This is a genomic window from Streptomyces sp. NPDC001219 (assembly GCF_053597915.1).
Window position 1 is genome coordinate 1 of sequence record NZ_JBSFJF010000004.1, and the last position, 21,055, is coordinate 21,055.

The window sequence follows — 21,055 nt, forward strand, 5'->3', positions numbered from 1 at the left end:
GCGTCGATCACCTCCCGGTGATCACGCCAGCGTCCGCCCCGCTTCGGCGTCCGGTCCGGAAGCAACGGCTCGATCCGCGCCCACTGCGCATCTGTTAACGGCACACCCAGACCAACGACCAGCTGATCCAAACGAAACTGCCTAGCCGGAGCGCCGAGGGGCTGAAGCGCCGGGGAGCCGGGAAGTCGCGCTGCCCGGCGGTCGGTTGGCCGGAGGGTTGTCCGTCGGGCGGCCGTCAGCCGGCTCGGGGACGGTCGTCAGCCGTCGAACAGTCACCAGCCGCCGTCTCCCGTACGGTCGGCCGGGGCCGCCGCGCCAGATGATCGTCCGGGACGCTGAAGGAGCACCCGGCACCCGGCCCGGGCGGCCGATGACCGGGACGAGCGGCGGCCTGTGACCGGCGCCCCGAAGCCCGGTGATCCGCGCCGCCCCAGCCAGCGATAACCGCCCGGCACCCGTCCCGGCTCAGCCCAGCGGATGTGCTGCAAGCAGTTCGCCGAGGGACTCCTCGTGGGCGGCGGCGGGGCCGAGGGACAGTTCGAGCTGCTTGGCCCAGGCGTGGTAGCGGTGCAGCGGATAGTCGGTGTCGGCGCCGAAGCCGCCGTGCAGATGCTGGGCGGTCTGGACGACGCGGCGTACGCCCTCCGAGGCCCAGATCTTGGCCACCGCGACATCTCCGGCGAGCGGTAGCGGGCCGTCCGCTTCGGTGGTGATGCGCCAGGCGGCCTGCCACAGCGTGGCCTCCATGGCGCGCAGGTCGATGAAGCGGTCGGCGGACTGGCAGGCGACCGCCTGGAAGGTGGCCACCGGGAACCCGAACTGTTCGCGCTTGCTGGTGTAGTCGCTGGTCATGGCCAGTACGCGCTCGCCGAGCCCCAGGGCGAGGGCGCAGGTGCCGGTGGTCAGAACGTTGCGCAGCGCATCCCACGCGGTGGGGTCGGTGATCGTTTCCCTGGCGCTGATACGAACGGAATCCAGCCGGACCTCGGCCTGCCGCTCTCCGCTGGTGGATATCTGGTCGGCGAGCGTGAGTCCTGGGTGGGTGCGGGGGACGAGGGCGAGTACGGCGTGGCCGTCGGGGGTGTGGGCGGGGAGCAGGATGCGGTCCGCGGTTCTGGCCCAGGGGACACTGGTCTGAACGCCGTCGAGAACCCATTCGGTGCCTTCCTGATGGGCTTCCACGGCGAGGTCGGCCGGTTCGTGCCCGGTGCGGCCCTGGGCGGCGACGGTGACGACGAGCTCCCCGGAGCCGATCCGGGGGAGCACTTCCGTACGGAGTTCGTCGGTCGCACCACGCTGGAGGGTGAGCGCGGCGGCTCCGGACTCCAGCAGCGGTACCCGTGCCAGTACCTTGGCGGACTCGCGGAGTACGAGGCAGAGTGCGATCGGGTCCAGGCCTGCGCCGCCGTGCTCGGGCCCGATCGTCAGGCTCAGCAGATCGGCGTCGGCGAGCTTGCGCCACAACGCGCGGTCGAAGTCGTCCGCGACCGCGCCGGGGGTGAGCGCCGGGCTGGGCACACTGTCCGGAGCGACCCCCGAGAAGACGGCCCTCGCCGCTTCGACGGCGGCCTGCTGCTCCTCGGTGAAGGTGAAGTCCACTGCTCTGTCCTCCCACGCGGCGCGTCGATCTGACGAAGCGTCAAAATAGAACAGGTTGCAGGAATTGGGAATGGCGGAAGCGGCGGAAGGATGAGGGAGTCGGGGGCCGGGAGCGGCCAGTGAGCGGGTGGGAATGCTTGCGGGGCTTGGCTGGCACCTGTTTCGGAAGCTGCCCTTTGGTGCCCGTGCCCGTGCCCGTGCCCGTGCCCGTGCCGGCACCGGTTGTCGGTTGCCCGTTGCTGGTGTTCGCGTCGGTGCCGTGTGCTTGCCGGAGCGGAGGCGAAGCCCTTCCCCGCTTTTCACGGCAGGCACCGCTGACGGGTGGCCCCGTACAGCGCCCCGGGCCCGAGGCGCCGCCCGGTGGGGCGGCAGGGGCGGAGGCCGCTGGCATCCGCGCCCCGCCCGTCGCATGAGGCCGGTCCGCTTGGCTCGGTGTTGTCGGTCCTATCGGTCGAAGTCCAGCTCGACCTTCTCCGTGACCGGGTGGGACTGGCAGGCCAGGACGTAACCCGCGTCGACCTCGTCGGATTCCAGGGCGAAGTTGCGGTCCATGCGGACCTCGCCCGAGACCAGGAAGGCGCGGCAGGTGCCGCAGACGCCGCCCTTGCAGGCGTACGGGGCGTCCGCGCGGTTGCGCAGGACCGCGTCGAGCAGCGATTCGCTGTCGTGGACGGGCCAGCTGCCGGAGCGGCTGTCGAGGGTGGCGGTGACGGTGCTGTGCGCGGGGGTGGCGGCTCGGGGGGCGGTCGGGGCGCCGTTGTCGACGTGGAAGATCTCTTCGTGGATGTGGGTGCGGGGGACCTCGAGGGCGCGGAGGGCGCGTTCGGCGCCCTGGACCAGGCCGTAGGGGCCGCAGAGGTACCAGCCGTCTACGGAGTCGATCTTCAGGAGCGAGGGCAGCAGGGAGCGGAGGCGGGCCTCGTCCAGGCGGCCGGAGGGCAGGCCGGCCTGTTGTTCCTCGCGGGAGAGGGCGTGGATGAGCTGGAAGCGCTGCGGATAGCGGTCCTTGAGGTCGGCCACCTCCTCCAGGAACATCGTCGACGCCGCCGTCCGGTCACTGCGAATGAGGCAGAAGCGGGCGTCCGGCTGCTGGGCGAGCAGGGTGGCGGCGATGGACAGCACGGGGGTGATGCCGCTGCCGCCGACGATTCCGACGAAGTGGCCGGGGCGTGGTTCGAGGGTGAACCGGCCTGCCGGGGCCATCACGTCCACTGTGTCGCCGACCGCCAGTTCCTTGAGGGCGTACGTCGAGAACGCACCGTCCTCGACCAGCCGGATGCCCACCCGGAGTACGGGCTGGTCGGTGGCCGGGGTGCAGATGGAGTACGTACGGCGGATCTCCTGGCCGTCGACCGATCTGCGCAGCGCGATGTGCTGCCCGGGGGTGTGCCGGAAGGCCGTGCGCAGCTCGGGCGGGACCTCGAAGGTGACGGCCACCGCGTCGTCCGTGAGCCGCTCGATCTCCCGGACCTGGAGCGGGTGGAACATCACAACTCCTTGAAGTGGTCGAAGGGTTCGCGGCAGGACTCACAACGGCGCAGCGCCTTGCATGCCGTGGAGGAGAACCGGCTGAGCAGGGTGGTGTCGGTCGATCCGCAGTTGGGGCAGCGGATGGTGAGGTCGACGGCGACCGGTCCGCCGGCCGGCCCCGTGGGGCGGGGCGGGGCGATCCCGAACTCGGCGAGCTTGCGGCGGCCCTCGGCGGTGATCGCGTCCGTCGTCCATGGAGGGCTGAGGACCGTACGGACCTCGACCTCGGGTATGCCGTGGTCGTGCAGCACCCGCTCGATGTCCGCCGACATCGCCTCGATGGCGGGGCAGCCGGTGTACGTCGGGGTGAGTTGCACCTCGACCCGGTCGGGGGCCGTGAGCTGCACACCGCGCAGCACACCCAGCTCGGCGAGGGTGAGCACCGGCAGCTCGGGGTCGGGAACGGAGCCGGCCAGCGCCAGCAGTTCCTCTTCGAGGGCGGTGGTGGTCACCATGTCGCCCCCGGGTGGCTGCGATGGAGGTGCTGCATCTCGGCGAGCAGCCGTCCGAACGATTCGGTGTGCAGGCCCTGGCGGCCCGCCCCGGCCCGCCAGGCGCCGTGTGCGGGGCCTTCGGGGACGCTGAGGGTGGCTTGCTCCAGCCCGGCGGTGACGCGGGTGGTCCACTCGTCGTGCAGGGCTGCCCAGGGCACCGTCTCCAGTCCGTCCACCGGCTCGAAGAGTTCGCCGGTGAAGCGCCACAGGGAGTCCAGGGCACGCTGCATCCGGGCGTGACTCTCGTCCGTGCCGTCGCCCAGGCGCAGCGTCCACTGGTGGGCGTGGTCGCGGTGGTAGGCGACCTCCTTGACCGCCTTTCCGGCCAGGGGCGCCAACTCGTTCCCGGTGGTGGCGAGATGGTCGAACAGCAGCTCCTGGTACGTGGAGAAGTAGAGCTGGCGGGCGATGGTGTGGGCGAAGTCGCCGTTGGGCTGCTCCACGAGCTGGAGGTTGCGGAACTGCCGCTCCTCACGCAGATAGGCCAGCTCGTCCTCGTCCCCGGCCAGGGAGAGCAGCACACGGGCCTGGCCGAGCAGGTCCAGCGCGATGTTGGCCAGGGCGACCTCCTCTTCCAGGACCGGGGCGTGGCCGGCCCACTCGCCCAGGCGGTGGGAGAGGACCAGGGCGTCGTCACCGAGGGGCAGGGCCGGGGTGGCGGTGAGGTTCCTCAAAGGTGATGCACCCCGTCCGGGATCTCGTAGAAGGTCGGGTGGCGGTAGGGCTTGTCGCCGGCCGGCTCGAAGAAGGCGTCCTTCTCGTCCGGGGAGGAAGCGGTGACCTGTGCTGAGGGCACCACCCAGATGGAGACGCCTTCCGAGCGGCGGGTGTAGAGGTCGCGGGCGTTGCGCAGCGCCATCTCGGCGTCCGGGGCGTGCAGGCTCCCGGCGTGGGTGTGGGAGAGACCGCGGCGGCTGCGGACGAAGACCTCCCACAGAGGCCAGTCGGTGGGCGCCACGGCGGTGGCGGCGTTTTCGGCGGGGAGCGGTGTCGTCATCGGGTGGCCTTCCCGTGCTTGGCGGCGTGGGCGGCGGCTGCCTCGCGCACCCAGGCGCCTTCCTCATGGGCCTGTCGCCGGCGGGTGATCCGTTGTTCGTTGCAGGGGCCGTTGCCCTTGAGGACCTCGCGGAACTCGGCCCAGTCGATCGGGCCGAAGTCCCAGTGGCCCCGCTCGTCGTTCCAGGTCAGGTCCGGGTCGGGGAGGGTCAGCCCGAGGGACTCGGCCTGGGGGACGCAGATGTCCACGAAGCGCTGGCGCAGTTCGTCGTTGGAGTGCCGCTTGATCTTCCAGGCCATGGACTGCGCCGAGTGCGAGGACTCGTCGTCCGGCGGCCCGAACATCATCAGGGACGGCCACCACCAGCGGTTCACCGCGTCCTGCGCCATGGCGTGCTGGGCCTCGGTGCCGCGGCTGAGGGCCAGCAGGAGTTCGTAGCCCTGGCGCTGGTGGAAGGACTCCTCCTTGCAGATGCGGACCATGGCACGGGCGTAGGGGCCGTACGAGCACCGGCACAGCGGAACCTGGTTGGTGATCGCCGCGCCGTCCACGAGCCAGCCGATGGCTCCGACGTCGGCCCAGGTCAGGGTCGGGTAGTTGAAGATCGAGGAGTACTTCTGGCGGCCGGAGTGCAGCTTGTCCAGCAGTTCGTCGCGGCCGGTGCCCAGGGTCTCGGCGGCGCTGTAGAGATACAGGCCGTGGCCGGCCTCGTCCTGCACCTTCGCCATCAGGATCGCCTTGCGGCGCAGGGACGGCGCCCGGGTGATCCAGTTGGCTTCCGGCTGCATGCCGATGATCTCGGAGTGGGCGTGCTGCGCTATCTGCCGCACGAGTGTCGAGCGGTAGGCGTCCGGCATCCAGTCCCGCGGTTCAATGCGCTCTTCCGCGGCCACGGTGGCGTCGAATGCGGCCTCTCGGGCCGTCTCTTCCGGCGCGATCGTCGTCATGTGGTGCCCCCTCGCTGCTCCCGACCGACCGATCGTTCGGTTCAATGGTGAGTGGGCGGACCTCGGGTGTCAAGCCTGTGGATAACGCGGGGGAAGGTGTGCCCGGCGGTGCCGCGTAGGTACGGTTCCGGAGCGGAGTCATCGCTTGGATTCTGGGAACGGGGCGGGAATGCAGTCATACGGGGACGAATCGCGGCCACTGGCCGCGCTCTCGCTGCCCTCGCGGATCGTCATCGGAGTGGCGGCCTGCGCCATCGCGGTCGTCGTCGCGATTCATCTCGCCATGATGTTCTTGCATGTCGCGCCGTCGAACACGCTCAGCAAACAGCAGGGCGCCCTGATCAGCGACTATGTCTATCCCGAGTACGAGCAGAACTGGAAGCTTTTCGCACCCAACCCCCTCCAGCAGAACAGCGCGGTCCAGGTCCGCGCACAGCTGCGTACCGAGGGCGGCGCCTCGCGCACCACGGGCTGGACCGATCTGACCGCCCGCGACGGCCAGGCCATCCGCCACAACCCGATGCCCAGCCACACCCAGCAGAACCAACTGCGCCGCGGCTGGGAGCTCTTCCTCAACACCCACAACGCGCAGAACCGCCCGGCCGGCCCGCGCGGTGAGCTCTCCGAGCGCTACATCCGGCGGCTCGTGATGCTCCGGATGGACGCCGAGTGGACCGGGAACGGCGCCCGGGTCGAGCGGATTCAGGTCCGCTCGCAGACGACGGCGGTCCGCCCGCCGCCGTGGAGCACCGAGAAGATCAGCGACAAGCCCGTGTACCGCGTGCTGCCCTGGTGGCAGGTCACCGCAGCCGACCTGCCCGAGGGGGCGAACCAGTGACGTCACCGACGCCCCAGCAGCCTCAGCAGACCCCCGGCGCACAGCAGACCGTGCACTCCACGGAGCCGGCCGAGGTGCCCGAGCAGCCGCAGGCGCCCCAGGAGCCCGCCCCGTACGAAGAGACCCGTATCGAGCGGGCCATCGGCCGCGGCTTCCGGTACGCCACGGGCCGGGCGCTGGCCCCGTACCAGACCGCCGTGGTCCGGATCGGCTTCTCGGCGACCTGGCTGCTGTTCCTGCTGCGGGAATGGCCGCACCGCGCGGTGCTCTACGGGCCCGACAGCCCCTGGAGCCTGGACATGGCGCGCCGCCTGCTCGGCGGCAACCACGCCTTCTCGATACTGCCCTGGTCCGACGGCCGCGGCTGGTTCGAGTGCGTCTACCTGCTGTCCATCGTGTCCAGCGCGCTGCTGATGCTCGGCTGGCGCACCCGCACCATGTCGGTGCTCTTCATGGTCGGCGTGCTCTCGCTGCAGAACCGCAGCATCTTCATAGGGGACGGCGGCGACAACGTCATCCACCTGATGTCGATGTATCTCGTGCTGACCCGGTGCGGGCAGGTCTGGTCGCTGGACGCGCGCCGTGCGAAGCGGGCCGCGGCCGCGGCGGAGACCGATGGTGCACCCACCGGCTCCCGTGATCTGCCCGGCATCGTCCTGTGGTCCGTGCTCGGCCTCGCTCTGGCCGCCGCCCAGCTGGGCGGCAACTACGGCCTCAGCTGGTTCGAGAACGGCCCGTTCCCGCACATCGGCTGGAGCCTGGTGCTGTGGGGGCTGTGGGCGGCGCACGGACTGTGGTGGGCGGTGCAGCGGTACGCACCCGGCGAGCCGCGCATCGTGCTGGACACCCTCGCCAAGCTCGCCCACAACGGCGCACTGCTGGTGATCATGGTCGAGGTCTGCCTGATCTACGCCACCGCCGGCTGGTACAAGATCCAGGGCAGCCGCTGGCAGGACGGCACCGCGGTCTACTTCCCGATGCACCTGGACTACTTCTCCCCCTGGCCGGCGCTGTCCGAGCTGCTGGGCAGCAACGGCGTGATGATCATGCTGATCACCTACGGCACCGTGATCGTGCAGGTCGCCTTCCCGTTCACGCTCTTCAACCGCCGGCTGAAGAATGTGCTGCTGGTCGTGATGATCTGCGAGCACCTCTCGATCGCGTTCCTGCTGGGGCTGCCGTTCTTCTCGCTCGCGATGATCACCGCGGACGCGGTCTTCCTGCCGACGAAGTTCCTGACCTGGATCTCCGCGCGCGTCTCCGGCCTGCGCGAACGGCTGTTCTCGCGCGGCGAGCCGGCCGGTGCGACCGGCGGGTCCGGCGGCGGTGAGCCGGACGCCCGTACGGACCACGGCGGCGGTGGCCATACGCTCGTGGGGTGAGCAGCGAGAAAACCGCCCCCGCCGAGCCCCTCCAGTACGACGAGGGGTACGGGCCGCAGATCGGCGTCGGACCGCACCCCGAGCCCTGGCCGCAGGACGAGCGGTTCGACCCCGAGCTGCTCGCGCACGGCGACCGCCGCAATGTCGTCGACCGGTACCGCTACTGGACGCGCGAGGCGATCGTCGCCGACCTCGACACCCGCCGCCATGACTTCCATGTGGCCGTCGAGAACTGGGGCCACGACTTCAACATCGGCTCGGTCGTCCGGACCGCGAACGCGTTCCTGGCCAAGGAGATCCATATCGTCGGGCAGCGCCGCTGGAACCGGCGCGGCGCGATGGTGACCGACCGCTACCAGCACGTCCGCCACCACCCGGACACCGCCGACCTCACCGCCTGGGCGGCGGCCGAGGAGCTGCCGATCATCGGGATCGACAATCTCCCCGGCTCCGTACCGCTGGAGACGACCGTGCTGCCGCGCCGCTGTGTGCTGCTGTTCGGCCAGGAGGGGCCGGGGCTGACCGAGGAGGCGCGCCGGCACGTCTCCGTGGTCTGCTCGATCGCGCAGTTCGGGTCGACCCGTTCCATCAACGCGGGGGCCGCGGCCGCCATCGCGATGCACGCCTGGATCGGGCGCCACGCGCGGATCGAGGAGCCGGGCGCCCTCTGACGGGCCCTGACGGTCGCCGGGCGGGGCCGGGAACAGCTCCCGGCCCCTGACCGCACCGGTCACGCCGGGCGGCGCACCTCCACCGTCCGGAAGCGGTTCGCCACGAAGGCGCTGTCGCACAGCACCGCATTGGCCGCCGGGTTGCCGCCCGAACCATGGAAGTCCGAGAAGGCCGCGGTCTGGTTCACATAGACCCCGCCGGTCAGATTCAGCGACAGCTGGGCGCACTCGTCCAGGCAGGCCTCCGACACCAGCTGCTCGACCTCGGGCGAGGTGGTGTACGCGCCGACCGTCATGGCGCCCTGGTCGCGGACCGTGCTCCGCAGCAGGGCCACCGCGTCGGCCGCGGAGTCGACGGCCACCGCGAAGGACACCGGGCCGAAGCACTCCGAGCGATAGGCCGCCTCGTCGTCCGGCTTGGCGGCGTCCAGCTTGACGATCACCGGCGTCCGGACCGTCGCCCCGGGGAACTCGGGGTTGGCCACCTCACGGGAGGCCAGCGCCACCTCCCCGAGCCCGACCGCGGCCTCGATCCGCTCCTTGACCTGCGGATTGACGATGGCGCCCAGCAGGGCGTTGGCCCGGGCGTCATCGCCCAGCAGGCCGCTCACCGCGCCCGCGAGATCGCTGACCACCTCGTCGTACGACTTCGGTCCGGCGTCCGTGCCGATGCCGTCGCGCGGGATCAGCAGATTCTGCGGGGTGGTGCACATCTGGCCGCTGTAGAGCGACAGCGAGAAGGCGAGGTTGCTGAGCATGCCCTTGTAGTCGTCGGTGGAGTCGATGACGACGGTGTTGACGCCGGCCTTCTCCGTGTAGACCTGCGCCTGCCGGGCGTGGGCCTCCAGCCAGTCGCCGAAGGCGGTCGAGCCGGTGTAGTCGATGATGCGGACCTCGGGACGGACGGCCAGCGTCTTGGCCAGTCCCTCACCCGGCTTGTCCACGGCCAGGCACACCAGGTCGGCGGGGAAACCGGCCTCGGTGAGCACCTCGCGGGCCACCCTGACGGTCAGCGCCAGCGGCAGCACGGCGCGCGGGTGCGGCTTGACCAGCACCGGGTTGCCGGTCGCCAGCGAGGCGAACAGGCCGGGGTAGCCGTTCCACGTCGGGAAGGTGTTGCAGCCGATCATCAGGGCGACACCGCGCGGCACGGCCGTGAAGCTCTTCGACAGCTCCAGCGGGTCACGCTTGCCCTGCGGCTTGGACCACGGGGCCTGCTCCGGCGTGCGGATCTGCTCGGCGTACGCGTACGCCACCGCCTCCAGGCCGCGGTCCTGGGCGTGCGGCCCGCCCGCCTGGAACGCCATCATGAAGGCCTGGCCGCTGGTGTGCATCACGGCCTGGGCGAACTCATGGGTGCGCGCACTGATCCGGGCCAGGATCTCCAGACACACCGCCGCCCGCGTCTCGGGGCCGGCGTCCCGCCAGGCGGGGAGCGCGGCGCGCATGGCCGGCAGCAGCACGTCCACATCCGGATGCGGGTAGCTGATGCCCAACTCCGGGCCGTACGGCGAGACTTCCTCGCCCGACCAGTCGTCCGTGCCGGGCTGGTCGAGCTCGAACCGCTTGCCGCGCAGCGCCTCGAAGGCGGCCAGCCCGTCGGGCGCGGCGGTCTCGCCGTACGCCTTCGGGTGCTCGGGGTGCGGGGACCAGTAGGCGCGGGTGCGGATCGCCTCCAGCGCCTGGTCGAGGGTCGGGCGGTGCTTCTCGATCAACTGCGCTGCGGGCATTTCGGCGGCCATCGATGACCAACTCCTCGTCGAGCCGGGCGAGAGTGGATAGGGGCTGGGAGCGGACAGGCAACGGAGTTAGAGTAACCGAACGATCGGTCGGGGCAAGAGGGCCCGGCCAGCCTGTGGAAAAGTCGGTCGGGGAGGATCAGCTGGCATGACGGCAATCGAGCCCAGCAGCACCGTGGCAGTGGTGGGAACCGGCACCATGGGACAGGGCATCGCGCAGGTCGCGCTGGTCGCCGGCCATCGCGTCCGCCTCTATGACACCGCCCCCGGGCGCGCCGCGCAGGCCGCCGAGGCGATCGTGGGACGGCTGGACCGGCTCGTCGAAAAGGGCCGGATTCCGGCGGACGAGCGGGACGCCGCCCGCGCGCGCCTCTCCCCCGCCACCGCCCTCGCCGAGCTGTCCGACGCCGCACTGGTCATCGAGGCGATCCTGGAGCAACTTCCCGCCAAGCAGGAGCTGTTCACCGCCCTGGAGGACGTCGTGGCGGCGGACTGCCTGCTGGCCACCAACACCTCCTCGCTGTCCGTGACCGCGGTCGCGGGCCGGCTGCGCCACCCCGGCCGCTGCGTGGGCCTGCACTTCTTCAACCCCGCTCCGCTGCTCCCCCTGGTCGAGGTGATCAGCGGCTTCGCCACCGACGAGGCGGCCGCCACCACGGCGTACGACACCGCCGCGGCCTGGGGGAAGCGGCCGGTGCGCTGCGCCGACACCCCCGGCTTCATCGTCAACCGCATCGCCCGCCCCTTCTACGCCGAGGCCCTGCGGGCCTACGAGGAGCGGGTCGCCGACCCCGCCACCATCGACGCGGTGCTGCGCGACGGCGCCGGATTCAGGATGGGGCCCTTCGAGCTGACCGACCTCATCGGACAGGACGTGAACGAGGCGGTCACCCACTCCGTGTGGCAGGCCTTCTTCCAGGACCCGAAGTTCACCCCCTCCCTGGCGCAGCGCCGGCTGGTCGAGTCCGGGCTGCACGGCCGCAAGGCGGGGCGCGGCTGGTTCGACTACTCCGAGGGCGCCCGCCGCCCGGAGCCGCGGACCGCGGAGCCCTGCCCGCCGCCCGATTCCGTCGGTCTGCACGCGACGCTTCCCGGGCCCGCCGAGGTGCTGCGCGAACTCATCGAGGAGGCGGGCATCAAGGTGACCCGTGATCGCACTCCGGGGGAGTCGGAGGGCTTCCTCCGTCTGCCCGGCGGGGCCCGTCTGGCGCTGACCAACGGCTGTCCGGCCACGGCTCCCGGCCATGAGAGGTCCCTCCGCTTCGACCTCTCCCTGGACTACCGCGCCGCGACCCGGATTGCCCTGGCGGCCTCGGCGGCGGTCTCCGAGGAGGATCTCGCGGAGGCCGTCGGGCTGTTCCAGGCGCTGGGCAAGCAGGTCAGCGTGATCGAGGACGTCCCGGGAATGATCGTCGCCCGGACGGTCGCGATGATCATCGACTTCGCCGTGGATGCCGCGGCCCGCGGGGTCGCCACCCCTGAGGACATCGACACGGCCATGCGGCTGGGCGTGAACTACCCCGGCGGCCCCATGGAGTGGGTCGAGCGGCTCGGCGCCCCTTGGGTGTGGGATCTGCTGGATTCGATGCACCACCAAAACGCCGGTGGACGCTATGTACCGTCCTGGGCGCTGCGGCGCCGTGCAGACCTCGAGGAATAGGTGCTCTAATCATGACCATGGCCAAGCGCGACACCTATACGCCCGATTCGCTGCTCGCGGTGGCCGTCGAGGTGTTCATCGAGCGCGGCTACGACGGCACGTCCATGGAACACCTCTCCAAGGCGGCCGGTATCTCGAAGTCCTCGATCTACCACCACGTACGCAGCAAGGAAGAGCTGCTGCACCGCGCCATAAGCCGCGCGCTGGACGGGCTGTTCGGCGTGCTGGAGGAGCCGGGCGCCGTCCAGGGGCGGGCGATCGAGCGGCTGGAGCATGTCACCCGGCGCGTGGCCGAGGTGCTGATGGACGAACTCCCCTATGTGACGCTGCTGTTGCGGGTACGCGGAAACACGGACACCGAGCGGTGGGCCATGGAGCGCCGCCGGGAGTTCGACCACGAGGTGTCGGACCTGCTCAAGCAGGCCGCCGCCGACGGTGATCTGCGGGACGACGTGGACATCCGGCTGGCCACCCGGCTGCTCTTCGGCATGATCAACTCGATTGTGGAGTGGTACCGGCCGGGGCGGGGCGGCGCGGCGAGCCGTGACGAGGTCGCCGAGGCCGTGGTGCGTACGGCGTTCGCGGGGCTGCGCAAGCCGTGATCCGCGCCGTCCCCGCGCCCTGAGAGCCTGGTCGACGCGGCATTTCCGCAGGTCCAGCGCCGGTGAGGAGCACGCCAGTGGTGTGCCCGGAGCCGGTCAGTCCTCTTCGGGGCCGAGGTCGGTCTCCTCGAAGACGAGCAGGGTGCGGGTGCTCAGTACCTCCGGTATCGACTGGATACGGGTGAGGACCAGCTCGCGCAGCTCGCGGTTGTCCTTGGTGTGCACCAGCAGCAGCACATCGAAGTCGCCGCTGACCAGCGCGATGTGCGTGGCTCCCGGGAGCGCCGTGAGCTGCTTGCGCACGGTCCGCCAGGAGTTCTGCACGATCTTCAGCGTGATGTAGGCGGAGGCGCCCTGACCTGCCCGTTCCTGGTCGATGAGGGCGCTGAAGCCGCGGATCACACCGTCGTCGATCAGCCGGTTGATCCGGGCGTAGGCGTTGGCGCGCGAGACATGGACGCGCTCGGCCACGGAGCGTATCGAGGCCCTGCCGTCGGTCTGCAGCATGCGCAGGATCGAACGGTCGATGGTGTCCAGCGGGCGCGCGGCCGGTGCGGGCGGAGCGGAGACCGTCGGCGGCGGGCCGGCCGCGGCTGCCGGTTGCCCGCCGGAACTGGCCATCTGTTCGTCCGGCATGTGGTCCCGCCTCCCCTTTATGGACGCCCTGGCTTCATCTCAAGCTGTGGAGAACCGTTTGTCCACAGGCTGAGCCCGCCTGTAGCCAAAATGCATCAGCGACCGAACAATCGGTAGGGCAGGGCGTACCCGCCCTGGCCGATTCCATCCTGCCCACCCGCCGCCCGCCCGCCACCCCCACGAGGCGCATCGCGCCACCCCCTTCGATCCGAGGAGGTGCTCGACATGACGGTCCTTGAGCAGCCCGGCAGCAGCAGGAACACGAGCAGCCTGGCCGGTCCGCCGCCTGCCTGGCGGCCGCGCGTCGACCCCGCGCCCCTCCTGCCCGACGCGGAGCCGTACCGCCTTCTGGGCACGGACGCCGCGGCCCGGCTCGACTCCGGACTGCTGACCCGGCTGTACACCCAGCTGGTCCGCGGCCGCCGGTACAACGCGCAGGCCACGGCGCTGACCCGGCAGGGACGCCTGGCGGTCTACCCGTCCTCCACAGGCCAGGAGGCCTGCGAGGTCGCCGCGGCGCTGGCCCTCGAGGACCAGGACTGGCTCTTTCCCAGCTACCGCGACACCCTCGCCGCCGTGGCGCGCGGCCTCGACCCCGTACAGGCCCTGACTCTGCTGCGCGGCGACTGGCACAACGGCTACGACCCCCACGAACACCGCATCGCGCCCCTGTGCACCCCGCTCGCCACCCAGCTCCCGCATGCGGTGGGCCTGGCGCACGCCGCCCGCCTCAAGGGCGACGAGGTGGTCGCGCTGGCCATGGTCGGCGACGGCGGCACGAGCGAGGGCGACTTCCACGAGGCGCTGAACTTCGCGGCGCTCTGGCAGGCACCGGTCGTCTTCCTCGTCCAGAACAACGGCTTCGCGATCTCGGTGCCGCTCGCTAAGCAGACCGCCGCGCCGTCCCTCGCCCACAAGGCGGTCGGATACGGCATGCCGGGCCGCCTGGTCGACGGAAACGACGCCCCCGCGATGCACGAGGTCCTCACCGACGCCGTGGAGCGGGCCCGCAGGGGCGGCGGCCCCACCCTGATCGAGGCCGTCACCTACCGCATCGAGGCGCACACCAACGCCGACGACGCCACCCGCTACCGCAGCGACGCGGAGGTCGAGACCTGGAAGGCGCACGACCCGATAGCCCTTCTGGAGCGTGAGCTGGCCGCCCGCGATCTGCTGACCGACGATTTCGTCAGTGCCACCCGGGACGGCGCCGAGGACATGGCCGCCGACCTCCGGGAGCGGATGAACGCCGACCCGGAGACGGACCCGATGGACCTGTTCACCCATGTATTCGCCGAGCAGACCAGCCAACTGCGCGCACAGGCCGCACAGTTGCGTGCCGAGCTGGACGCCGAGGCCGCCGGACACACCGAGGACGCAGCGGGCACCGACGGGCCCGCCGAGGAGGCCAGGCCATGACGACCACCGCTCCGGCGACCGCGCGCAAGCCCGCCACCATGGCGCAGGCGCTGACCCGCGCGCTGCGCGACGCCATGGCAGACGACCCGTCCGTCCATGTGATGGGCGAGGACGTCGGCGCCCTGGGCGGCGTCTTCCGGGTCACCGACGGACTCGCCAAGGAGTTCGGCGAGGACCGCTGCACGGACACCGCGCTCGCCGAGGCCGGCATCCTGGGCACCGCCGTCGGCATGGCGATGTACGGGCTGCGGCCGGTCGTCGAGATGCAGTTCGACGCGTTCGCCTATCCGGCGTTCGAGCAGCTGGTCAGCCATGTCGCCCGGATGCGCAACCGCACCCGTGGCGCGCTGACGATGCCGCTGACCATCCGTGTCCCCTACGGCGGCGGCATCGGCGGCGTCGAGCACCACAGCGACTCCTCCGAGGCGTACTACCTCGCCACCCCGGGACTCCAGGTCGTCACCCCGGCGACCGTCGAGGACGCCTACGGGCTGCTGCGCGCCGCGATCGCCTCCGACGACCCGGTCGTCTTCCTCGAACCCAAGCGGCTGTACTGGTCCAAGTCCGACTGGTCGCCCGACGCGCCCACCGAGGTCGCCCCGCTGGGCCGCGCCGAGATCCGGCGCCGGGGCAGCAGCGCCACGCTGATCACCTACGGCCCGTCGCTCCCTGTCTGCATGGATGCCGCCGAGGCGGCCCGTGCCGAGGGCTGGGACCTGGAAGTGGTCGATCTGCGGTCGCTGATGCCGTTCGACGACGAGACGGTCTGCGCCTCGGTGCGGCGGACCGGGCGGGCCGTGGTGGTCCATGAGTCCAACGGGTTCGGCGGTCCCGGAGGGGAGATCGCCGCACGGATCACGGAGCGCTGCTTCCACCACCTGGAGGCGCCGGTGCTGCGTGTGGCCGGCTTCGACATCCCGTATCCGCCGCCGATGCTGGAACGGCACCACCTTCCGGGCGTGGACCGGATTCTGGACACCGTCGCCCGCCTCCAGTGGGAGTCGGACTGGACCGAGGGACGTGGTGAGTGATGGCCGTGGTCCGCGAATTCACCCTGCCCGACCTGGGAGAGGGCCTCACCGAGGCGACGATCGTGCACTGGATGGTCGAGGTCGGCGAGGTGGTGGCCGTCGACCAGCCGGTGGTGGAGGTCGAGACCGCCAAGGCGATGGTGGAGGTGCCGTGCCCGTACGGGGGCGTGGTGACCGCCCGCTTCGGCGAGGAGGGGGCCGAGGTCCCCGTGGGGGCGCCGCTGGTGACGGTCGCCGTCGGGGCCGTGCCGGATGACCTCGCCGGGACAGGTCCCGCGGCGCCGGGCTCCGGCGCGGGTGCGGAAGGCGGTGCGCCCGATGCGGGTGCGCCGACGGCGCCGGCTGCCGGAGGGGCGTCCGCGGACGGAGCGGGGGATTCCGGGTCCGGGAATGTGCTCGTCGGGTACGGCACGAGTGCCGCGGCGGCGCGCCGGCGCCGTATCCGGCCGGGGACCGGAGCGAGCCCCGGGGCGGGCGTGCCACGACCGCCCGGCCGGGCGGCGGACGGCTCGGCCGGCGCCGGAGCGACCGAGGGGATGCCCGGTGTCCCAGGGGCGGTTCCCGCCGGAGCGACTGCCGTGGGGGCAGCCGGTACGGACGGGTCGGCCAGGGCGGACGGGTCTTCCAGGGCCGGTGCGGTGGAGGACGCCGGCCGGACGGTGGCCGTCATCTCCCCGCTGGTGCGGCGGATGGCCCGGGAACACGGCCTGGACCTGCGGGATTTGGCGGGTTCCGGACGGGACGGGCTGATCCTCCGCACGGACGTCGAGTGCGCGATCCGGGCGCTGCGGGAGCGGGAGACGGCCGGTGTCGCCGGAGCGGTCGCCAGGGGCGGTGCCGGTGGGCCGACCGGTGCCGCGGGTGCGGCGCGGATCGGAGCCGTCGGGTCCGCGACCGGCGGCGCCGGTATGGCGGGTGAGGAGCGCATCCCGCTGAAGGGGATGCTCGGTGCGGCCGCCGAGAAGTTCAGCCGCAGCCGCCGCGAGATCCCCGAGGCGACCTGTTGGGTGGAGGCCGATGCCACCGAGCTTCTCGCCGCCCGTAAGGCGATGAATGTGCCGGGCGCCCCCAAGGTGTCGCTGCTCGCCCTGCTGGCCCGGATCTGTACGGCCGCGCTCACGCGGTTCCCGGCGCTCAACTCCACCGTCGACACCGAGGCCCAGGAGATCGTCCGGCTGCCCGCCGTCCATCTGGGCTTCGCGGCACAGACCGACCGCGGCCTGGTGGTGCCGGTCGTCCGGGACGCCCATGCCCGTACGGTCGAGGAGCTGTCCGCCGAGATCGCCCGGCTCACCGAAACCGCCAGGGCCGGCGGGCTCTCCCTGGCCGAGCTGACCCACGGCACGTTCACGCTCAACAACTACGGCGTCTTCGGCGTCGACGGCTCCACGCCGATCATCAACCACCCCGAGGCGGCGATGCTCGGTGTCGGCCGGATAGCCGCCAAACCCTGGGTGCACGAGGGTGAGTTGGCCGTCCGGCAGGTCGTCCAGCTCTCGCTGACCTTCGATCACCGGGTGTGCGACGGCGGCACGGCCGGGGGCTTCCTCCGGTTCGTGGCCGACTGCGTGGAGCAGCCCGCGCTGTTGCTCCGGGCACTGTGAGGGGAGGGCGGCCGGTGCGGGTGTGCCGGTCGCCCCGCCCTGTCCCGGCTGCGTCCGCTGTGGTGGAGCTGACATCCGCCGCCCCTCCGGCAACGGTGTGAACCCGCTGCCCCCGGCCATACTCAAGGGGTGAACGACCTCACCGACCACGACGCCATCGTGCTGGCCGGTGGCGCGGCCCGGCGGCTCGGCGGGGCGGACAAGCCCGCCCTGTCCGTCGGCGGCCGTCCGCTGCTGGACCGGGTGCTCGCCGCCTGCCCCGCCGCGGCGACCACCGTCGTCGTCGGCCCCGTCCGCCCGGCCCTCCGTGAGGTCGTCCCCGCCCTGGAGGACCCGCCGGGCGGTGGCCCGCTCGCCGCGCTGGACGCCGGTCTGCGCCACACCTCCGCCCCGACGGTGCTCGTCCTCTCCGCCGATCTCCCGTTCCTGACGGCGGACACCGTACGGAGCCTGCTGGCGGCGGCGACGGAATCGGCGGGCGCCGCCGGACCCGACGGGGGCCCCGAGCCCCGCGACGGGGCGGTGCTCCGGGACGCCTCGGGCCGGGACCAGCCGCTCGTGGCCGCCTACCGGGCCGGGCCCCTGCGCCGCGAGCTGGCGTGGCTCCGGGCCGCGCACGGCGGTCTGGCCGGACTCCCGCTGCGGGCGCTGCTGGCCGAGTTGGTGCTCGAACGGGTTCCGGACCCCGGCGCCATGGCCTCCTTCGACTGCGACACCTGGGAAGACATCAGCACGGCACGCGCCCGTATCAGGGAGCATGGGAGCGTGTTGGATGAATGGATCACCGCAGTCAAGGCCGAATTGGGCATCGAGCTCGATGTCGACACGGCGGGGCTTCTCGACCTCGCACGGGACGCGGCCCATGGTGTGGCCCGCCCCGCCGCCCCGCTGACGACCTTTCTGATCGGTTATGCGGCGGGCCGCCAGGACCGCGATGTGAAGGAACTGTCCGACCGGGCCGCCGCGCTGGCCCACCGCTGGGCGGCCGAGGCCCAGGCCGCGTCCGACGCCGGCGGCGCCACGGGTGCCGAAGCGAAGCCCGCGGAATGACCGACGGGGAGTGGGGCGGGGAGCCCGGCGCGGTGGGCCGGGCCTGGGGCGAACCCCCGGCCGAGGGGGGTGGTGACCCCTTCGACGACGCGCTCGCGCTGGCCAACGGCACCGCGCCGGCACGGGTCAGGGCCGGGTCCGGGCCCGAGGCGGCGACCGTCACCGTGCCGTACGCCGCCGGAGGGGCCGCGGCGGCCGCCTCCTCCGCGACCGGCGGCGGCGACGCCCCCTACACGCCGGACGACCCGTTCGCCCCCGACGACCCCGCCGCCTCCCGGAGCGGTCGTTCCGGGCCCGCGGAACCGGCGCCTTCCACCCGCTCCGGCCCGCGCCCCACCCTGGACGCCGTCCCCTGGCACACCGCCCGCGCCCTCGCCGGGCGCGCCGTCGCCGGGCCGCCCGCGCCCGAGACCGCGGCGCTCGGTGAAGCACTCGGCCGTACGCTCGCCGCACCCCTCACCGCGCTCACCGATCTGCCGTCGTTCGACACCTCGGCGATGGACGGCTGGGCGGTCTCCGGCCCCGGCCCCTGGCGCCTGGACCGGCCCGCGGACGCGGCCGCCGCTGTCGAGGCCGGCGCCCCGTCCGGCATCCTCGCCGGTCAGGACCCCGCCGAAGGCCTCCTCGACGGCCATGCGATCCCGATCGCCACCGGCGCCCGCGTCCCGACCGGTGCCACCGCCGTGCTGCGCAGCGAGCACGGTGAGGTCCGTGCGCTGGGCGACGGCGGACGCCGGCTGTACGCGCCACGGCCCGCGCCGCCCGGCCAGGACATCCGCCCGCGGGGCCAGGAGTGCCGCCGCGGCGACCAACTGCTGCCCGCGGGCACCCTGGTGACCCCCGCCGTCCTCGGCCTGGCCGCTGCGGCCGGCTACGACGAGCTGACCGCCTACCGCCGGCCGCGTGCCGAGGTCTTCGTCCTGGGCGATGAACTGCTGGACCGCGGGCTGCCGCGGGAGGGCCGAATCCGCGACGCCCTGGGCCCGATGCTCGCGCCCTGGCTGCACGCGCTGGGCGTCGAGGCGGCCCCGCCGCGCCATCTCGCCGACGACGCCGACACGTTGTACGCCGCCCTCACGGAGTCCACCGCCGACGTGGTGATCACGACGGGCGGTACCGCTGGGGGCCCCGTCGACCATGTGCACCCCACCCTGCGCCGGATCGGCGCCGAGGTGCTGGTGGACGGCGTGGCGGTACGCCCCGGCCACCCCATGCTGCTGGCCCGCCTGGCTCCGCGCCGGCACCTCGTCGGGCTGCCGGGCAACCCCCTCGCCGCCGTCTCCGGCCTGCTCACCCTCGCCGAACCGCTGCTCCGTACGCTCGCCGCCCGCCGTCCCGCGGCGCCGTACCGCGTACCGCTGGCCGCCGCGGTCCCCGGGCATCCGCAGGACACCCGGCTCGTTCCGGTGGCCTACCGCGACGACGAGCGGCACGGTCTGACGGCGGTACCGCTGCGCTTCCACGGCCCGGCCATGCTGCGCGGGATCGCCGCCGCCGATGCGCTGGCGGTCGTCCCGCCCGGCGGCGCGGAGCGCGGCACCGAGCTCGACACCCTGGAATTCCCCTGGTCGGCAGGCTGGTCCGCGGGCTGGGCCGCCCCACCAGGCCCCTACGACCCCCCTGAGGCCACCGGAGGCCGCACGTGAAGCTCCCGTCCCAGGACGCCGCGGCGCGTGACGTGCCCGAGGACCGTTCGCACCAGGTGCTGCTGCCGCGCCGCACCCCCAAACCGCCGCTGCGCCAGGTCGCCCGCCGGCTGCTGATGGCGCTGCTCGTGCTGCTCGCGACGGTCTTCATCGTCTGGATCGACCGCGACGAGTACCACGACAACGCCGACGGCAAGGTCGATCTGCTCGACTGCTTCTACTACGCGACCGTCACGCTCTCGACCACGGGATACGGCGACATCGTCCCGTACGGCGACAGCGCGCGGCTGCTGAACATCCTGCTCATCACGCCGCTGCGGGTGCTGTTCCTGATCATCCTGGTCGGCACCACACTGGAAGTGCTGACCGAGCGCACCCGCGAGCAGTGGCAACTGAAACGCTGGAGAAACGCCTTGCGCGATCACACCGTCATCGTCGGCTTCGGGACGAAGGGCCGTTCCGCCGCCCAGACCCTGTGTGCGACGGGGCTGCACCGCGACCGCGTCGTCATCGTCGACCCCAGCAGCAAAGTGATCGACGCGGCGGTCGCCGACGGGTTCGCGGGGGTGGTCGGCGACGCGACCCGCAGCGATGTGCTCCTCCGGGCCGAGGTCCAGCGCGCCCACCAGGTCGTGATCGCCACCCAGCGCGATGACACCGCCGTGCTGGTCTCGTTGACCGCCCGTCAGCTCAACAAGAGGGCGAACATCGTCGCGGCGGTGCGGGAGGAGGAGAACGCCCCGCTGCTGCGGCAGTCCGGCGCCGATGCCGTGATCACCTCGGCCAGCGCGGCCGGCCGACTGCTGGGGCTCTCCGTCCACAGCCCCAGCGCGGGCACCGTCATGGAGGACCTGATCCAGCAGGGCAGCGGCCTCGACCTGGTGGAACGCACGGTGGTGAAGGCGGAGGTCGGCAAGTCCGTACGGGAGACCGACGACTTGGTGGTGTCCGTGCTGCGCGGTCACCGGCTCCTCGGCTACGACGACCCGGAGGCCAGTCCGCTGCAGAGCACGGACCGCCTGATCACCATCGTGCGCGCGGCCGCGGCGGAGCCGGCTGACCACCCCGGTAAGCAGTCCGGCAAGCCGAACCTCCCCGGCACCGGCGTCACCCCGATGCGCCGGGCGGATGAATAACCGCACGTGGAGCGGGGGCGGATGGCCGTTCCTGCGGTAGTCGCCGGCCCCCACACCTTCGCCCCGTGCGCGGA

20 protein-coding genes are annotated in these 21,055 nt (G+C 72.2%); 11 read left to right on the plus strand and 9 right to left on the minus strand.

Features of this window, described 5'->3' with window-relative positions:
* The 7 genes from ACWC9R_RS03480 to paaA form a co-directional block, all read right to left on the minus strand.
* Window positions 1–122 (minus strand): transposase (locus ACWC9R_RS03480; RefSeq protein ID WP_450728872.1); only part of this gene is annotated, 122 nt, incomplete at its 3' end.
* A gap of 343 nt (window positions 123–465) precedes the next feature.
* Window positions 466–1,599 (minus strand): acyl-CoA dehydrogenase family protein, encoded by a 1,134-nt coding sequence (locus tag ACWC9R_RS03485; protein WP_450728624.1) that lies wholly within the window; start codon window positions 1,597–1,599, stop codon window positions 466–468.
* 444 nt (window positions 1,600–2,043) lie between these two features.
* The gene (gene paaE, locus ACWC9R_RS03490) at window positions 2,044–3,087 is read right to left on the minus strand and encodes a 1,2-phenylacetyl-CoA epoxidase subunit PaaE (protein ID WP_362600497.1); all 1,044 of its coding nucleotides are present in this window, start codon (window positions 3,085–3,087) and stop codon (window positions 2,044–2,046) included.
* Window positions 3,087–3,584 (minus strand): 1,2-phenylacetyl-CoA epoxidase subunit PaaD, encoded by a 498-nt coding sequence (gene paaD, locus ACWC9R_RS03495; RefSeq protein WP_450728626.1) that lies wholly within the window; start codon window positions 3,582–3,584, stop codon window positions 3,087–3,089. The genes paaE and paaD overlap by 1 nt, the downstream gene beginning before the upstream one ends.
* A complete protein-coding gene (paaC, locus tag ACWC9R_RS03500) occupies window positions 3,578–4,297 on the minus strand; it encodes a 1,2-phenylacetyl-CoA epoxidase subunit PaaC (RefSeq protein ID WP_450728628.1) in 720 nt (239 codons plus the stop codon). The genes paaD and paaC overlap by 7 nt, the downstream gene beginning before the upstream one ends.
* The gene (gene paaB, locus ACWC9R_RS03505; RefSeq protein ID WP_450728630.1) at window positions 4,294–4,620 is read right to left on the minus strand and encodes a 1,2-phenylacetyl-CoA epoxidase subunit PaaB; all 327 of its coding nucleotides are present in this window, start codon (window positions 4,618–4,620) and stop codon (window positions 4,294–4,296) included. Before paaB ends, paaC begins: the two co-directional genes overlap by 4 nt.
* Window positions 4,617–5,567 carry a 1,2-phenylacetyl-CoA epoxidase subunit PaaA gene (paaA, locus tag ACWC9R_RS03510; RefSeq protein WP_450728632.1) on the minus strand — a complete coding sequence of 317 codons (951 nt, stop codon included), beginning with the start codon at window positions 5,565–5,567 and terminating at the stop codon, window positions 4,617–4,619. Before paaA ends, paaB begins: the two co-directional genes overlap by 4 nt.
* 169 nt (window positions 5,568–5,736) lie before the next feature.
* On the opposite strand from paaA, the gene ACWC9R_RS03515 reads away from it, so the two are divergent.
* From ACWC9R_RS03515 to ACWC9R_RS03525, 3 genes are read left to right on the plus strand one after another with little or no spacing between them, the layout of a single operon-like run.
* Window positions 5,737–6,405 carry a DUF5819 family protein gene (locus tag ACWC9R_RS03515; RefSeq protein ID WP_450728634.1) on the plus strand — a complete coding sequence of 223 codons (669 nt, stop codon included), beginning with the start codon at window positions 5,737–5,739 and terminating at the stop codon, window positions 6,403–6,405.
* Complete coding sequence (locus tag ACWC9R_RS03520) at window positions 6,402–7,787, plus strand: HTTM domain-containing protein (protein ID WP_450728636.1); 1,386 nt, start codon at window positions 6,402–6,404, stop codon at window positions 7,785–7,787. The genes ACWC9R_RS03515 and ACWC9R_RS03520 overlap by 4 nt, the downstream gene beginning before the upstream one ends.
* Entirely contained in the window at window positions 7,784–8,458 is a 675-nt protein-coding gene (locus ACWC9R_RS03525; protein ID WP_450728638.1) for a TrmH family RNA methyltransferase, read from the plus strand. Before ACWC9R_RS03520 ends, ACWC9R_RS03525 begins: the two co-directional genes overlap by 4 nt.
* 59 nt (window positions 8,459–8,517) lie before the next feature.
* On the opposite strand, the gene paaN is transcribed toward ACWC9R_RS03525, so the two are convergent.
* A complete protein-coding gene (gene paaN, locus ACWC9R_RS03530) occupies window positions 8,518–10,200 on the minus strand; it encodes a phenylacetic acid degradation protein PaaN (protein WP_450728640.1) in 1,683 nt (560 codons plus the stop codon).
* Window positions 10,201–10,345: 145 nt separating this feature from the next.
* Between paaN and ACWC9R_RS03535 the strand changes: the two genes are divergently transcribed.
* Both ACWC9R_RS03535 and ACWC9R_RS03540 read left to right on the plus strand, forming a co-directional pair.
* Window positions 10,346–11,857 (plus strand): 3-hydroxyacyl-CoA dehydrogenase, encoded by a 1,512-nt coding sequence (locus tag ACWC9R_RS03535; protein ID WP_450728642.1) that lies wholly within the window; start codon window positions 10,346–10,348, stop codon window positions 11,855–11,857.
* 11 nt (window positions 11,858–11,868) lie between these two features.
* Window positions 11,869–12,459 carry a TetR/AcrR family transcriptional regulator gene (locus tag ACWC9R_RS03540; RefSeq protein WP_362600525.1) on the plus strand — a complete coding sequence of 197 codons (591 nt, stop codon included), beginning with the start codon at window positions 11,869–11,871 and terminating at the stop codon, window positions 12,457–12,459.
* A gap of 96 nt (window positions 12,460–12,555) precedes the next feature.
* On the opposite strand, the gene ACWC9R_RS03545 is transcribed toward ACWC9R_RS03540, so the two are convergent.
* Window positions 12,556–13,095: an Lrp/AsnC family transcriptional regulator gene (locus ACWC9R_RS03545; protein WP_362600528.1), complete on the minus strand. Its 540-nt coding sequence runs from the start codon at window positions 13,093–13,095 to the stop codon at window positions 12,556–12,558.
* 225 nt (window positions 13,096–13,320) lie between these two features.
* On the opposite strand from ACWC9R_RS03545, the gene pdhA reads away from it, so the two are divergent.
* The 6 genes from pdhA to ACWC9R_RS03575 all read left to right on the plus strand — a co-directional run bounded on the left by pdhA (window position 13,321) and on the right by ACWC9R_RS03575 (window position 20,981).
* Window positions 13,321–14,514, plus strand: a complete 1,194-nt coding sequence (gene pdhA, locus ACWC9R_RS03550; protein ID WP_450728645.1) for a pyruvate dehydrogenase (acetyl-transferring) E1 component subunit alpha — start codon at window positions 13,321–13,323, stop codon at window positions 14,512–14,514.
* Window positions 14,511–15,545, plus strand: coding sequence for an alpha-ketoacid dehydrogenase subunit beta (locus ACWC9R_RS03555; RefSeq protein ID WP_450728647.1), 1,035 nt, complete (start codon window positions 14,511–14,513; stop codon window positions 15,543–15,545). Before pdhA ends, ACWC9R_RS03555 begins: the two co-directional genes overlap by 4 nt.
* Window positions 15,545–17,149, plus strand: coding sequence for a dihydrolipoamide acetyltransferase family protein (locus tag ACWC9R_RS03560; RefSeq protein WP_450728649.1), 1,605 nt, complete (start codon window positions 15,545–15,547; stop codon window positions 17,147–17,149). The genes ACWC9R_RS03555 and ACWC9R_RS03560 overlap by 1 nt, the downstream gene beginning before the upstream one ends.
* Window positions 17,150–17,278: 129 nt before the next feature.
* Window positions 17,279–18,199, plus strand: a complete 921-nt coding sequence (locus ACWC9R_RS03565; RefSeq protein ID WP_450728651.1) for an NTP transferase domain-containing protein — start codon at window positions 17,279–17,281, stop codon at window positions 18,197–18,199.
* Window positions 18,196–19,845, plus strand: coding sequence for a molybdopterin molybdotransferase MoeA (locus ACWC9R_RS03570; protein ID WP_450728653.1), 1,650 nt, complete (start codon window positions 18,196–18,198; stop codon window positions 19,843–19,845). The genes ACWC9R_RS03565 and ACWC9R_RS03570 overlap by 4 nt, the downstream gene beginning before the upstream one ends.
* A complete protein-coding gene (locus ACWC9R_RS03575) occupies window positions 19,842–20,981 on the plus strand; it encodes a potassium channel family protein (RefSeq protein ID WP_450728655.1) in 1,140 nt (379 codons plus the stop codon). The genes ACWC9R_RS03570 and ACWC9R_RS03575 overlap by 4 nt, the downstream gene beginning before the upstream one ends.
* The last annotated feature ends 74 nt before the right edge of the window (window positions 20,982–21,055 follow it).

Coding starts and splice junctions, on each gene's coding strand:
- pdhA (WP_450728645.1), top strand. CDS start 13,321: ATGACGGTCCTTGAGCAGCCCGGCAGCAGCAGGAACACGAGCAGCCTG.
- ACWC9R_RS03535 (WP_450728642.1), top strand. CDS start 10,346: ATGACGGCAATCGAGCCCAGCAGCACCGTGGCAGTGGTGGGAACCGGC.
- paaE (WP_362600497.1), bottom strand. CDS start 3,087: ATGTTCCACCCGCTCCAGGTCCGGGAGATCGAGCGGCTCACGGACGAC.
- paaA (WP_450728632.1), bottom strand. CDS start 5,567: ATGACGACGATCGCGCCGGAAGAGACGGCCCGAGAGGCCGCATTCGAC.
- paaN (WP_450728640.1), bottom strand. CDS start 10,200: ATGGCCGCCGAAATGCCCGCAGCGCAGTTGATCGAGAAGCACCGCCCG.
- ACWC9R_RS03570 (WP_450728653.1), top strand. CDS start 18,196: ATGACCGACGGGGAGTGGGGCGGGGAGCCCGGCGCGGTGGGCCGGGCC.
- ACWC9R_RS03515 (WP_450728634.1), top strand. CDS start 5,737: ATGCAGTCATACGGGGACGAATCGCGGCCACTGGCCGCGCTCTCGCTG.
- ACWC9R_RS03555 (WP_450728647.1), top strand. CDS start 14,511: ATGACGACCACCGCTCCGGCGACCGCGCGCAAGCCCGCCACCATGGCG.
- ACWC9R_RS03560 (WP_450728649.1), top strand. CDS start 15,545: ATGGCCGTGGTCCGCGAATTCACCCTGCCCGACCTGGGAGAGGGCCTC.
- ACWC9R_RS03545 (WP_362600528.1), bottom strand. CDS start 13,095: ATGCCGGACGAACAGATGGCCAGTTCCGGCGGGCAACCGGCAGCCGCG.
- paaB (WP_450728630.1), bottom strand. CDS start 4,620: ATGACGACACCGCTCCCCGCCGAAAACGCCGCCACCGCCGTGGCGCCC.
- ACWC9R_RS03540 (WP_362600525.1), top strand. CDS start 11,869: ATGACCATGGCCAAGCGCGACACCTATACGCCCGATTCGCTGCTCGCG.
- paaD (WP_450728626.1), bottom strand. CDS start 3,584: ATGGTGACCACCACCGCCCTCGAAGAGGAACTGCTGGCGCTGGCCGGC.